16 protein-coding genes and 1 pseudogene are annotated in these 13,022 nt (G+C 28.3%); 10 read left to right on the top strand and 7 right to left on the bottom strand.

Annotated elements, in window-relative coordinates:
- Positions 1–6 precede the first annotated feature (6 nt).
- The 6 genes from bpuSUM_RS09450 to bpuSUM_RS09425 form a co-directional block, all read right to left on the bottom strand.
- Complete coding sequence (locus bpuSUM_RS09450; protein WP_247068257.1) at positions 7–210, bottom strand: hypothetical protein; 204 nt, start codon at positions 208–210, stop codon at positions 7–9.
- A 172-nt stretch (positions 211–382) separates the two neighbouring features.
- Entirely contained in the window at positions 383–874 is a 492-nt protein-coding gene (locus bpuSUM_RS09445; RefSeq protein WP_430644699.1) for an ERF family protein, read from the bottom strand.
- A 343-nt stretch (positions 875–1,217) separates the two neighbouring features.
- On the bottom strand, positions 1,218–1,754 hold the full coding sequence (locus bpuSUM_RS09440; protein WP_247068246.1) for a chromosome replication/partitioning protein: 537 nt from the start codon (positions 1,752–1,754) through the stop codon (positions 1,218–1,220).
- Between the two features lie 37 nt (positions 1,755–1,791).
- Positions 1,792–2,541 carry a ParA family protein gene (locus bpuSUM_RS09435; RefSeq protein ID WP_247068237.1) on the bottom strand — a complete coding sequence of 250 codons (750 nt, stop codon included), beginning with the start codon at positions 2,539–2,541 and terminating at the stop codon, positions 1,792–1,794.
- A complete protein-coding gene (locus bpuSUM_RS09430; RefSeq protein ID WP_247068235.1) occupies positions 2,517–3,080 on the bottom strand; it encodes a DUF226 domain-containing protein in 564 nt (187 codons plus the stop codon). The genes bpuSUM_RS09435 and bpuSUM_RS09430 overlap by 25 nt, the downstream gene beginning before the upstream one ends.
- 9 nt (positions 3,081–3,089) lie before the next feature.
- The gene (locus tag bpuSUM_RS09425; protein ID WP_247068234.1) at positions 3,090–4,187 is read right to left on the bottom strand and encodes a plasmid maintenance protein; all 1,098 of its coding nucleotides are present in this window, start codon (positions 4,185–4,187) and stop codon (positions 3,090–3,092) included.
- A 141-nt stretch (positions 4,188–4,328) separates the two neighbouring features.
- Here bpuSUM_RS09425 and bpuSUM_RS09420 point away from each other — a divergent pair, with 141 nt between their 5' ends.
- Together bpuSUM_RS09420 and bpuSUM_RS09415 are read left to right on the top strand one after the other, a co-directional pair.
- A complete protein-coding gene (locus bpuSUM_RS09420) occupies positions 4,329–4,853 on the top strand; it encodes a hypothetical protein (RefSeq protein WP_247068232.1) in 525 nt (174 codons plus the stop codon).
- Between the two features lie 5 nt (positions 4,854–4,858).
- On the top strand, positions 4,859–5,365 hold the full coding sequence (locus bpuSUM_RS09415; RefSeq protein ID WP_247067945.1) for a hypothetical protein: 507 nt from the start codon (positions 4,859–4,861) through the stop codon (positions 5,363–5,365).
- A gap of 872 nt (positions 5,366–6,237) precedes the next feature.
- Here bpuSUM_RS09415 and bpuSUM_RS09410 read toward each other — a convergent pair.
- Positions 6,238–6,666 (bottom strand): Mlp family lipoprotein, encoded by a 429-nt coding sequence (locus bpuSUM_RS09410; protein WP_347343314.1) that lies wholly within the window; start codon positions 6,664–6,666, stop codon positions 6,238–6,240.
- 40 nt (positions 6,667–6,706) lie between these two features.
- Here bpuSUM_RS09410 and bpuSUM_RS09405 point away from each other — a divergent pair, with 40 nt between their 5' ends.
- The 8 genes and pseudogenes from bpuSUM_RS09405 (at position 6,707) to bpuSUM_RS09370 (ending at position 12,922) form a co-directional block, all read left to right on the top strand.
- Positions 6,707–6,853, top strand: a complete 147-nt coding sequence (locus bpuSUM_RS09405; protein ID WP_247067943.1) for a hypothetical protein — start codon at positions 6,707–6,709, stop codon at positions 6,851–6,853.
- A 219-nt stretch (positions 6,854–7,072) separates the two neighbouring features.
- Complete coding sequence (locus tag bpuSUM_RS09400) at positions 7,073–7,339, top strand: DUF603 domain-containing protein (RefSeq protein ID WP_247067942.1); 267 nt, start codon at positions 7,073–7,075, stop codon at positions 7,337–7,339.
- A 42-nt stretch (positions 7,340–7,381) separates the two neighbouring features.
- Complete coding sequence (locus bpuSUM_RS09395) at positions 7,382–7,606, top strand: hypothetical protein (RefSeq protein ID WP_247067940.1); 225 nt, start codon at positions 7,382–7,384, stop codon at positions 7,604–7,606.
- Between the two features lie 10 nt (positions 7,607–7,616).
- Positions 7,617–8,969 (top strand): annotated as a pseudogene (locus bpuSUM_RS09390) (PBSX family phage terminase large subunit).
- Between the two features lie 40 nt (positions 8,970–9,009).
- Positions 9,010–9,552 (top strand): Bdr family repetitive protein, encoded by a 543-nt coding sequence (gene bdr, locus bpuSUM_RS09385; protein WP_247068230.1) that lies wholly within the window; start codon positions 9,010–9,012, stop codon positions 9,550–9,552.
- Positions 9,553–9,783: 231 nt separating this feature from the next.
- A complete protein-coding gene (locus bpuSUM_RS09380; protein ID WP_247068228.1) occupies positions 9,784–10,800 on the top strand; it encodes a variable large family protein in 1,017 nt (338 codons plus the stop codon).
- 300 nt (positions 10,801–11,100) lie between these two features.
- On the top strand, positions 11,101–11,655 hold the full coding sequence (gene bdr, locus bpuSUM_RS09375; RefSeq protein WP_347343320.1) for a Bdr family repetitive protein: 555 nt from the start codon (positions 11,101–11,103) through the stop codon (positions 11,653–11,655).
- 223 nt (positions 11,656–11,878) lie between these two features.
- Positions 11,879–12,922 carry a variable large family protein gene (locus bpuSUM_RS09370; RefSeq protein WP_430644697.1) on the top strand — a complete coding sequence of 348 codons (1,044 nt, stop codon included), beginning with the start codon at positions 11,879–11,881 and terminating at the stop codon, positions 12,920–12,922.
- Positions 12,923–13,022: the final 100 nt, after the last annotated feature.

Here is a 13,022-nt window from a genome sequence, read left to right as displayed (position 1 = left end):
TTCTCGTTAAAAGATAAAATAAGTTAAATAATTATTTATAAACTCGGTCCAATATTCTATAGTTTTAAGCTCTGGTTTAGTTTCAAAATAACTGAATATATTAGAATCATCATCACTCTGTAATTGTAATAAAAACTTATCTATTATCTCTAAATTATCAAAAGGTATCTCATCTAATACCGAATGCATTCTCTTAGATACTTGTAACAACTCCTTATAATAAGGATACTTAGCGGTATATGTTTAAGGAAACTCTCAAGCTTAGTTATAGATGTATAACTCACAGATTGCTGTTTTATTGTGCTTTTAATTACTAATTTAGTATTTGCTTCTTTACTACTAATACCTTTATCTTTCTTTAGAGAATTTATAGATGGAACATTTACACTACTAGCTTGTTCTTCATTAGCTTCTTAAATACGCTCCAAGGAACTAGCATTAGTGTCAATTTCACTCTCAATTGATAGTATCCTACAAGAGCATATCCTCTAGTGTATATCATACATAAACCTATAAATTGAGGTAATATATTTTGATTCTTGGCGCCTAGAGAAAAAAATTCTTCTGTATAAATAGTCGTATCAAATGACTCACAGTAACCACTACTTGGACTGTAAAATGTTGTTGTAATAACCTTAACTAAATCACCATCAAAATTCTTTATAGTTGGATATTGTACAAAATCAATATCTAGATTATTGCTCTTTATAACACTCTTGATTTCCCTTATTATCTCATTAAAATCTTGATACTTATATCCATATCCATTAAGGTTCTTAGCAACACTACTTAAATTCATACGTAAACTGTAGAGAGACTTTAGAAAGTCTCTTTTTACTTGATTTTCATTTGCTACTGAATTTTGCTCATTTATTATTATATCTGTTATTTTTTTCTTTGTTGTTTATTTAGTTTCTTAACTGCTTTACACATTCTAGGTTTTGTATTTTATATTTTATTTCTTGTTATTTTATTTGTTGTGATTAACTCCTATAATTTTTTTATTCTTAAGTTTTAATAGTGTGGTATTTAAAACTTAAGAATAAAAAAATTATAGGCCTTACTTAAGAAGTCTTGATAAAATACTTAAGTAAGGCCTATTGCCTCAACAAAATAACCAAAAAAAAATAGGTAGTTCAAAAAGAGAACCTACTAATAGTACAATACATCAAAATTAAAGTAAAATCAACTGCTATTTAAATAGCTATAAAAGCTTATCATTCATTTTTTAAATCCTTAAATTTTTTCAGAAGCTTGTCAAGTAAATCTTTCTGATTTGAAAAAATTTCATCTAAAAAGAACGCTATAAATTTTGAATCTTGTTTGTAAAAATCATAACTTTCTTGTTTTTTAAGTTGAAATTTTAATGGCTTTATTGGATTTTGTTTTGATGTTTTAAGTGTTGATCTTTCCTTATTCTTTATTAAATCAAGCGAATCATTAATACCATTCTCTAATAGATACTCTTCACTGATAAGTCCATTTTCCATGGCACCTGCTAACTTTAAATAGTTATATATCTGACTCCTTGCTATTTTAAAATTTTTAGTAAATGAATCAAAAGTCTTAAATCCATCCATCTTATAATACTCATTATCCTTTATTTCCTTTAAGATCTTCATACACTCTATTTTATAGACTATTTCCTTTTTAAAAGAATTTATAAAATTTTCCTTTAATCTATTATAATAAATCCTTAATTCTTCTTCGCTATCAATTTTTTTTAAAACTCTATCATTTACTTGAATTTGCACTTTTATCCTCCTTTTGTCCATTAAATGGACGAAAAACCTATACTGTATTTATTTTTTTTAAAAATTTATTAAAAATATCCTGATATTCTTTTATATAATCTTTATCAATATCAAAAGTAGCATTATTGGCTATTTTTCTATTTAAATCTTCTCGTTCCTTGATAGAACCTAAAAAATTTTCTCTAGGTTTTATTAAGTTTAACAAATATTTATGCGTTTTATTGGTTCTAAATCTTGTTACAATTAAAAATATAGGTATTTTAAATCCTGCCTTTTTAATGAAATGCTCTAATAATTGCAAACTCTCTACAGCCCACTTTTCAGCCGTCATTGGAACTATAATATAATTACTAACAACTAAAGCATTAACTAAAGTAAAATCTAAACTTGGATTAGTATCTAATATTATATAATCGTATTTGATATTGAGTAATTTTAAATTTTCTTTTAATCTCATTTCTTTAAATAAAATCGTTTCTGCATTGAATTGATACAGACTCAAATAACTTGGAATTAAATCTAAACCATCATAGATATTGATAATTGATTCGTTAACATTTATATTATTTTTTATTACCTCATATATATTATATTGAATAATATCCACTTTTTGTTTTTCTATTGTATTAATAAAATAGCTAGTAGAAGATGCTTGAGTATCCATATCGATTAAAAGTACTTTATGATCTTTTGCCAAAAGAGTTGCAAATATTATAGCACTTGTACTTTTCCCAACACCTCCTTTAATTGAAGCAATAGTAATTATTTTAGGTTTTTTTCTATCCATTTAGTTATAATGCCTCCTTTAGGTAGTTTCTTATTATAAAATTCATATACTTGTTCTTCTAAATTGAGCATTCGACTAAGCAGCAAATTATTATAAGTTGTCTGTAACCTTTCTTTTTTAATTAAACGATAAATTCCCTTAATATAACAAAACACACTTCCTTTTTTAAATCTAAATTCTATGTAATAAACTTTTGAAAAGGTATATGTTTTAGATACTCCTTCATGCTCATATCTTACTATAATGTTTTGTAAAGGCTTTCTATAGCCATAATGAATGCCTAAAAATTTATCACTTTCTTTTATAGGAAATAAACTAAACCACTCTACTTTTAATTGATTAAATAGCTTTCTAAATGAAATAAAGAATTTATCCTTTTGTTTTTCATCAATTCCAAACGCATAGAAATCATTCATTATCTTTGTGTGATATATTGTTTTGTTATCAATTTTTTCTATTTTTATAAAAAGACCTCTGCTTTTTACTTTATCCTTAATTTCTAACTTTTTCTCTTTAAGGCATTCTAACACGCTCTGCATAACTAATCCTTAACTTGTAATTTTTTTAGATTCTTCCAATTGTAAATAATTTTTATTATCTTCCATTAATTCTAAAAGTTCATAGTAGTAATGGTTACTAAATACCTTGTCATATTCTAATTTGTTCTGTCTGCTTAAATAATTCTTTAATATTGGTACCAAAACCGACATTTCTACTTTATGTCTTAATTGTTCAAGAAGTATGCTAAAGATATTATCCCTAATGTCTCTCTCATTTTTCTGTGTGTTTTTATTAGCAAATTCAACTGTTTTTTTAAGTTTTCCTATTATCTTCTTTAAATCATTGTATTTATTTTTTTCTATGATAAAGTGGGGTTTATTTTTATATTGTTCATATACGTTTTGTATTTGGGTTTCTAATTGCTTGGTGTCATACCCTTTATTCTCTAGACCAGCTTTTATTTCGTCTAGTATTTTACTTAATTCTTTTTGCTTACTCTTAAGTTTACTGTTATTTGATTTAATATCATTTATTCTTTTGTACTCACTATTTTCAGCTATTTTAATTGCTTTCAGTAATTGAATTTTAAAATTTTTGTTCGCTTCTAAATTCAAAATAGAAAGGAAAGCATTTGATTTAAAATTGCATTTCTTAGCGTACTTTTTTACTTGTAGTTTTTCTATAGATTTTACGTTGTTCTTATCTTTTTCTTTATTATTATAAGTATTATTAGAACACTCCCATTTTTCTACACTGCTATTTTTAGTACAAGTCTTTTCAAGATATACACTAACACGGTTTTTGTGTCTTTCTTCTTTTTTATCTCTAAAGTGTTTATTGATTATTCGGTAACATTCTTTTTTAGAGTATTTAAGTTTGTAATGAATTTCAGTACCCATGTTAACACCCAAATGTTTGTAATAATTAATTGTTACTTTAAATACTTTTTCTAATTTATAGAGATAGCTTTGTAGAGTTTTAAGTTTAATAGGTTTTTGGTCGTTTTTTTTCATATTGTTATTAAAGTAATAAAGTATGTTGCTTTGAGTGTATTGCTGAATATTTAAGTTCACGTAATCTAGTGTTGATACTAAAACGATTAATTTATGTTGGTGTTTGTTGGTAGGTTTTTTTGTATTTTTCATTTTTAAGCTCCTATTGTTTTTTTGGTTTATTATTACTAACCATAATAACGTAATTATTACCGAAAAGTAAACCAATCTTTTACAAAAATAATTTTTTGTTATGTTATTTTTATTTGTAAATAACCGATATAGACGGTTGATATGACAAACATAAATGTAATAAAAATAAATAATCAAAGAACGGGGGTAGAGATGCAACAATTTGATTTGTACGGACAAATGGTGTTTAAGGGTTTTGAATCTTTTGCATATCAAAGTCAAAAAAATCTTAAAAGTAAACAAAAACAGTTAAGTAAAATAAATAAGGTAGGACGTAAATTACCAAAAATTGGTAAGAATGAATGTTTTAAATTTAATAGTAAGGTTGACTTTAGTATGCAAAGAGAATCGTTAAAGCGTATGGGAGCAAGTGAAGTTGGAAGCATGTTTAGTGGTGCTGGTGCTTTAGAAAAATTAATGCGAGAGCGAATACTTAAAGCTATAGGAAGGGAAATACCATTTGAAGATAACTTGAGCATGAGAAAGGGAAAGGAGCTAGAAAACCTAGGATTTGAAGAATTTGTGCGTATGCACGTGGGTAATATTGAGGTGTTACATAAAAACAAATATGCAAACGGTATTGATAAATGTAATTACTTTAAAAAATTAAGGACTGTGAGACATTAGTTGGTTTGATAATTGATGGATGGTTTGTGAACAGCGATTGCGAAGCCGAGTTACTTGAGATCAAATTTATTGATAATTTTTACTTAAAAAGTGCTGCTTTTGAATACAATAGACTTTCTAATTTTTTAGAAGATAAATATTTCTTCAAGTATTATGTTCAAGTACAAATGCAGCTACTCTGTACAGGTTTAGATAAGGGAAATTTATTTTTTATCATAGGTGGTGAGCTGGTCAACTGTGTAATTGATAAGAGTGATGATTTTATTAGTTATGTAATGGTTGATATTTCAAGATTGGAGCGGGATGTAATTAGTATTGCCAAATCTTTAAAGTCAAATAGTGATATTGATATTAAAAATATTGAGTTATACAAGCTTAGTGATATTATCAGGGATTTTTTGAAAAATAGTTTTGTATATGAGGAGCTATGTGATGTAGATTTTAAGTTCGAATTTTTAAAATTTGTAAAATCAAGTCAACTTGAGATTAATGGAGGTGGGAAGCAGCGTTGAAAGGGATTTTTTAGCCAGGTTAGTTTTGTGATTGTGTTTTTTTTTTAAAAAACCGAAGGTTTTATTATCTTTGTTATGAAAGTCAACTAAATTGTGGTTAATAGGTCTTTAAGATATAAGAATTGTACAAAGAAAGCAATGGGGGTGTCATTTTTTATGTATTCATTATTACATAGAAAAGTATAAAAATTTGCAATTTAGTGTTCTTTAACGTCTAAGCGTATATTTATGCTTGATTAAGATTTAGTTTGTTACTTTTATAAATAAAAATTGAAATATTGGTTAAATCTTGAAAAATTTATATTTATTATAAATCAAATAATTATTAAAATTTAAAGTTTAACAAATAATTTTTTGTAAATAAATACTTAAAGGTCAAATTATGTCTTTACTTTGAAGTTGGTAAAAATTTTGAAATGGGAAGTAGTATCGAGGTATATGAAAATATTAGCAAATACTTATACGTAGAGTCAATTTTTAAAGGTCTTCATTGTATATAAAATATGCTGTTATACGTATTTGTAATAAATATAAATGTTATTTTTTTGAGAACTTAGGGAATATATCTAGTACTCTTTCTCCTTTTCCTTACAAATACTTTTATTTTTACTTTATATTGCTTGTTTGCCTAATTCTCTTTTTGCAATGGCATTCTTCTGTGTTATATTTTAACTTCTCTCTCTATGTTAACCTCAAGTTAACAAAATGTTTACTTACACACTTTCTTAATCCTTTTACCCATTTCTTTTTAAATCTCTTTTCTTAAATTCTCTATTTTATCCACTATTTGACTTAAAAACTTATTTATTATTAAGATAATAGATTTGCTACTATCTTAATTTACTTTTATTAAATTCTATTGTTTCTTGTGACTAATTTGTTTCCTCTGGCCAGTATTGTTTCAACTGACTTGTTTGATACGATATGTTTGCTATAACATGTTCGAAAGTTTTTTCATTGCTTTTGGTTTTGAATGATGTGGTTATACTTTCTATAAGCTGTGCTGCAAAGAAGATACTTATAGAATTTCCCCCAAACGTCCTTTCCTCAAAGTATTGAGCTACGGTGTTTCCATATTTACCGTTTTGAGTATTATATGAAATCTTACCATTACCATCATTAGCAAGAATAGCATTTGTTATATATTCATCAAACTTTTCGTTAGGTGCATGTTTTTTTCTTTGTTCCTCTAAGAAATCATAAGCTTCAGTAAACGCATCAGCCAATTCTTTTTGTTTTTGTGGATTATTTTCAAGCCATGTTTTAAAGTCTGTGTATCCTTGTTTATACTGGTGGTTGATTATTGAACTATGATGACTATATGCGAAATCAAATGCGTTTATGAAAGATTTAAATTTTTCTTCTGCTATTCGTTTTTCTTCTGCTATTATTGTTGCTTGTATTGTGTTTGCTGATGCATCTATTCCTTTTGGTATGTTTTCTTTTATTGTTTTTGCTATTCGTTGTTCTTCTGTTATTAGAGATTGATTATCACCACAGCAGTGTGCTACAAATTATCACTAATTTTATATATTTATTCATATAAAGATTCTCCTTATTAATTTATTTAATTAATTATTAATATAATAATATATTGTTTTAATAATGTATAGATTCTTATAATCTTATTACTTGTGTTATATAGTTTATGTTAAAATTAGTTAACAAAAATTAAATTGAGTTTACTTAAAACAGGGTTAAAGAAAGATGAATAGAGAAAAGAAGTCATTTGATGATTATATTGTGTATTTTAATGAAGATAGGCTTAGTGATATTGTAAAAGATATGGGAGTCAGTCGTGCTAATATGTGTAAGATGAGACGTAAATGGGAAAGTAGAGATGTTAATAATATGGATAGTGCTTCCAAACTAACAATAAGTAAAGATACACTAATTAATATTTTAATTCGGGCATCTGAGAGTAATTTGCAAGCAAGTAATATTAAAAGCCAGTTCAGTATAGTCAAAAATTAGTTAGGAATTGAGTTTACCGCTTCATTTAAGAGATATTTGGAATTGGAACTTAAATCTTATAGTCAAGAGATAGAGATATTAGAGAGTCAGATTATAGATCTTAAGAGAGAGCTTGGTAATGAAGATAATGAAGAGATTAGTAATAAGATATTAGAACTTAATAATGTTAAACGTGCAAAGGAACTTAAGCAAATAAATTTACTTTATCAAGTAATGGTTAAATTAAAAGCTACTGATATTGATTCACAAAATAAATTTACAATCTAGAGGATATAGTGTGGATATATACAAGTTACCGTTATTTAGAGAGATGCAAAGAGAATATAAACGTTCATTTGATATTGATATTACGTCTTTTATTAAACCAAATAAGATAATAATTGATTTTAAAGGATTTGCAAGTAAATATTTAACTTCAAATCAACATGATGTTTTAAATAGTATTGAGAAACATAGAGAAACCAATATCATTTTATCTGATGATATAGCAAGTGGAAAAACATTTTTGGCTTGTTATTTATATCTCAAAACTCTAATTAAGAATAGACATCTATACAAGGAAGATACAAATAATTTTATTTTGGGTAATTCACAAAAATGATTAAAGATTAATGTTTTAGGGCAGTTTGAAAAGATTGCTAGTATGCTTAAGATATCCTTTAAGCCAAAATTTTCTAACACATCATATTTTGAAATAGACTCACTAAAAGTTAATCTGTATGGAGGAGATAAGGTGAGTGATTTTGAACGGTTTAGAGGGTCTAATTCGGCGCTTATTTACGTTAATGAAGCAACTACACTGCATAAAGAAACATTAATAGAATGTTTAAAAAGGCTTAGAGTAGGAATGCAGGCAATTATATTTGATACCAATCCTGACAGCCCGGAGCATTTCTTTAAAAGGAATTATATTGATAATACAAAAATTTACTTTACATATAACTTTACAACATATGATAATGAATTAATACCTTCAGATTTTATTAAAACCCAAGAAGAGATTTACAGGGACATTCCAACATATAAAGCAAGGGTTCTACTTGGAGAATGGGTCCCGTCCTGTGACTTTATATTTACTAATGTTAATCTTACAAGTAAGCATGAATTTATATCCCCAATAGCATATTTAGATCCTGCATATAGTATAGGAGGAGATAATACAGCCCTTTGTGTTTTGGAGCGAGTAGATCAAAGTTATTATGCATTTATTTTTCAAGAAAAGTTACCAGTAGGTGATCCTAAGATGTTAAATACAATTAAAACTATACTTACAAATCTTAATGTACACAAACTATATGTTGAAGATAGGGATAACGTTTCTGGGCATGGGAATGTGACTAAAATGTTTCTTAAACTTAGGGCGGGTATGAGTCATAATTTTAAAATTGCTCCAATTAAACCTATAAGTAATAAATTTACTAGAATTGCTACGTTAATAGAGCCATTTGCAACATCTAAACTTAGTATTATGGATTATTCAAGTAAGTCAGCTATATCTGATATTTATAAGTACAAAGGAGATGGTAAGAGTGATGATGATTCATTAGATAGCCTATCAGCATCATATATGTTATTGACTCTAAGTATGCGTACCCTCAGAGCACATTTTACTAAAATAAGGTTTCTATAATACTTAAAATATTATATAATAATTACATAAGGAGTTTTTTATGGGACTTGCACAGCCTGTTATTACTCAACAAATGGTTATAGCTGAACTTACTAAAGCCGGTATTAAAAGAGATATTGCTATTGATTTGTCTTATAGATATTATCGTAATGAGCTGACTTACAAAGATATTGAATTCTTAAAAGAAAACTTTGATATAAAACTTGAAAAAGTTGAATCACTCTTACACGCTGAGATTAAATCTGTCAAAACCGACCTGGATAACAAAATTGATACTAAATTTAATGAACTTGATAACAAGATTGACAATGTTAGAAGTGAACTAAAATCAGACATTAAGGAGCTTGATAATAAGATTGATACTAAATTTAATGAACTTGATAATAAGATTAATAATGTTAGCAATGAGGTTTCTCTTGTTAGAAAAGATATGGAAATTAATAGGATGGATCTTGATAATAAACTTGATAAAACCGCATCAGAATTTAAGAGTACATTAAGACTTCATGGTTGGATGTTTGGTACCCTTATCACACTTAATATAGGAATATTCTTAGCATTAATGTCATTATTAGTAAAGTAAATTTATTTAATTGATTTTCTGTCAATTATTTTTTTACGGAATTATTTAATTATTTATTAATAACAATCAACATAGTTGATTGTTATATCATGCTCAATATCTTTAAGATTATAGTGCCTATGTTCTTAGTTTTTGTTTTTATGTTTATCAAAGCTTATTATTCGTTTATTCCCCTTGAGGTAATAAGGAGGCACGTGATAATGAAAAGAATTACTTTATGTGCATTTATTGATGACTTTATTTTTACTTCTTAGCTGTGGGAGTGGTACTGCTAGTGCTGAGGATCCTAAAACCACATTTTTAACTTCTATTGCTAATTTAGGTAAAGGGTTCTTAGATGTTTTTACTTCTCTTTCTGATATGGTTGCTGGGGTCTTTGGCATTAAGGCTGAGACTAAAAAGGAAGATATTGGTAAGTATTTCACTTCTATCGAGACAACGATGAATACAGTTAAAAAGAAATTAAACACTGTGGTGGCAGAGAATGGTAAATATTCAAAGGTAAAGGAAGTTGTTGATACGTTTATTACAGGCACATTAGACAAGATTGCTGCTGGTGCAAAGGAAGCTGCTAAAGGGGCTATTGGTGGAGCTGTTGGTGAAGTCGTGAAATCTGATTCTGCTGGGAATGGTCCTGATGCAGAGAGTATAAAGAGTCTAGTTAAAGGAATAAAAACTATTGTTGACGTAGTTTTAAAATCAAATGAGGGAAATGCTACTGCTACTAAAACAGCAGAAGGTGATAAAAAAGACATTGGAAAATTATTTGAAAATAAGGATAGTGCTACTGAAACTGAGGCTGCTAAGGCTAGTGCATCAATCGGAGCAGTAACTGAGGCTGACATCTTAAAAGCTATTGCTAAGTCTGGAGAGACTGCTGATAATAGCAAAGATATTGAGGCGGCGACAGATGCTGCAAGTATTGCTGCTGCTAAGAAGGAAGATAATAAAAAAGAAATTAAAGATTCAGCAAAGAAAGATGCAATTATTGCTGTTGGCATAACACTTCGGGCAATGGCTAAGAGTGGTAAGTTTGCTGCTAAGAGTAATGAAGAAAAATCTGCTCATGCAGTCAATGGTGTTGCTGCTAATGCTGTTGGTAAAACTTTAAGTACTCTTATTATTGCTATTAGAAATACTGTTGATAGTGGGTTAAGGTCAATTAGTGATGCTCTTGCTACAGTTACACAAGAAGATAAGTCTGCAGAAATTACTACACCTGCAGACTCAACAGCTAGTGGACAATAATAAATAATTATCAATAAAATATACATAACTAAATAAAGTCATTTGAGGAAAACTATTTCTCTATTTATGAGAACCGTTTTCCTTTTTTACTATCTGTAATCATACTCAGGTCCTAAATCATAGTGATAGCAATCCTTTAACAACAGATTGATTGTAAGACTACATTTGAGTTTTTTTATAAGATAAAAAAATAGACTAAACATTTATGTTATGGTTAGGTACCCTCTTAAATTACATATTACTAACATAAGGTTCCTATCATACTTAAGATATTATATAATGATTACATAAGGAGCTTTTATGCAAGATTCATCACTACATTCTGTTGAGAGTACACAAATTTTTAATGGGCATATTACAGAGGAGATTATATACCAAGAATTTGTTAAGATGGGTATGCAAGATTTTATTGCGAATGATCTCTCTAAAAGATATTACCGTAATGAACTGACTTATAGGGATATTGAGTATTTAGAGACTACTTTTAACCTTAAGCTTGAAATGTTAGAGCGTAGTTTAAAATCTGAAGTTATTTTTGTGAAAACCGAACTTGATAACAAAATAGACTCTGTTGAGAATAACTTAAATGTGAAGATTGATAATGTTAGAAATGAGTTAAAATCTGACATTAAGGATCTTGATAATAAGATCGATAATGTTAGAAATGAGGTTTCTCTTGTTAGAAAAGATATGGAAATTAATAGGGTGGAGCTTGATAATAAACTTGATAAAACCGCATCAGAATTTAAAAGTACATCAAGATTACATAATTGGATGTTTGGAACTCTAATTACCCTAAATATAGGAATTTTTTTAACATTAATGTCTATAGTGTATTCATTGTTAAGTAAGTAATTTTGAATTAAGTAAACCTTTTCTTTATTTGACTACATATCAGTTATTTTCTTAACAAGATTCTTTAATTATTTATTAATAACAATTAATATTTCTAATTGTTATATTGCACACAGTTACAGTGTGAGATTATAGGCACTATAATCTTAGTTTTTGTTTTTATGTTTATCAGAGGTTGTTAGTCATCTTGTTCCCTTTTAGGTTAATAAGGAGGCACGTGATAATGAAAAGAATTACTTTATGTGCGTTATTTTTGACTTTATTTTTACTTCTTAGCTGTGGCAGTGGGAGTGCTAGTGCTGAGGATCCTAAAACCACTTTCTTAAACTCTATTGCTAATTTAGGTAAAGGGTTCTTAGATGTTTTTACTTCTCTTTCTGATATGATTACTGGGGCTTTGGGTATTAAGGCTGATACTAAGAAATCTGACATTGGTAAGTATTTCAATGATATTGAAAACACTATGACATCTGTTAAAAAGAAGTTACAAGATCAAGTTGCTAAGAATGGGAATTATCTAAAAGTAAAGGAAGTTGTTGATACCTTTATCACTAACACATTAGATAAAATTGCAGAAGGGGCTAAGACAGCTGCTAAAGGGGCTACTGGTGATGTTACTATTGGCAATGCTGTTAAAAATGAGGATGCTAAACCCGCAGATGCTACAAGTGTCAACGCTCTTGTTAAAGGAATTAAAGAAATGGTTGGTGTAGTTTTAAAGGATAAAGGAAATGCAGATGCTAATGGTGCTAAAATTGAAGATACTGAGAGGAAATCAATTGGTAAGTTGCTTGGGAAAGGTGCCGCTGATGGTACAGAATCACATGCTGCTGCAGCTAGTGCTTCAATCGGAGCAGTAACCGGCGCTGATATTCTAAAAGCTATTGCTAGTTCTGGTGATGCTGCTGCTGGTGGAGTTGATATTGATCAAGCAAAGAATGCTGCTGAGATTGCGGCTGCTAAGGCTGATAGTAAAGATTTAAAAGCAGACCAAAAAGACGCGGTTGTTGCTGCTGGTATAGCACTTCGAGCTATGGCTAAGGATGGTAAATTTGCTGCTAAGAATAATGAAGATAAATCTGCTAATGCAGTTAATGGTGTTGCTGCTAGTGCTGTTGGTAAGACTTTAAGTACTCTAATAATAGCAATAAGAAATACTGTTGATAGTGGATTGAAAACAATTAATGCAGCTCTTGCTACAGTTACACAAGAAGATAAATTTGTAGATTCTACTACACCTGCAGACTCAACAGCTAGTGGACAATAATAAATTATTAATAACAAATACATAACTAAATAAAGTCATTTGAGGAAAACTTTTCTCTTCATAAGAATTGTTTTCCTTTTAGTTATATTTAACTTTCCCT

The organism is Borrelia puertoricensis (assembly GCF_023035875.1).
In the GTDB taxonomy this organism is placed as follows: Bacteria; Spirochaetota; Spirochaetia; order Borreliales; family Borreliaceae; genus Borrelia; species Borrelia puertoricensis.
Note: the sequence above shows the minus strand (reverse complement) of the source record. Positions and strands in the feature narration are given on the sequence as shown.

Bases quoted from the DNA above. Each gene is read 5' to 3' on its own strand.
- bpuSUM_RS09430 (WP_247068235.1), bottom strand. From the start codon at position 3,080: ATGCAGAGCGTGTTAGAATGCCTTAAAGAGAAAAAGTTAGAAATTAAG.
- bpuSUM_RS09370 (WP_430644697.1), top strand. From the start codon at position 11,879: ATGAAAAGAATTACTTTATGTGCGTTATTTTTGACTTTATTTTTACTT.
- bdr (WP_347343320.1), top strand. From the start codon at position 11,101: ATGCAAGATTCATCACTACATTCTGTTGAGAGTACACAAATTTTTAAT.
- bdr (WP_247068230.1), top strand. From the start codon at position 9,010: ATGGGACTTGCACAGCCTGTTATTACTCAACAAATGGTTATAGCTGAA.
- bpuSUM_RS09435 (WP_247068237.1), bottom strand. From the start codon at position 2,541: ATGGATAGAAAAAAACCTAAAATAATTACTATTGCTTCAATTAAAGGA.
- bpuSUM_RS09400 (WP_247067942.1), top strand. From the start codon at position 7,073: ATGAATAGAGAAAAGAAGTCATTTGATGATTATATTGTGTATTTTAAT.
- bpuSUM_RS09425 (WP_247068234.1), bottom strand. From the start codon at position 4,187: ATGAAAAATACAAAAAAACCTACCAACAAACACCAACATAAATTAATC.
- bpuSUM_RS09380 (WP_247068228.1), top strand. From the start codon at position 9,784: ATGACTTTATTTTTACTTCTTAGCTGTGGGAGTGGTACTGCTAGTGCT.
- bpuSUM_RS09420 (WP_247068232.1), top strand. From the start codon at position 4,329: ATGACAAACATAAATGTAATAAAAATAAATAATCAAAGAACGGGGGTA.
- bpuSUM_RS09405 (WP_247067943.1), top strand. From the start codon at position 6,707: ATGAAAGATTTAAATTTTTCTTCTGCTATTCGTTTTTCTTCTGCTATT.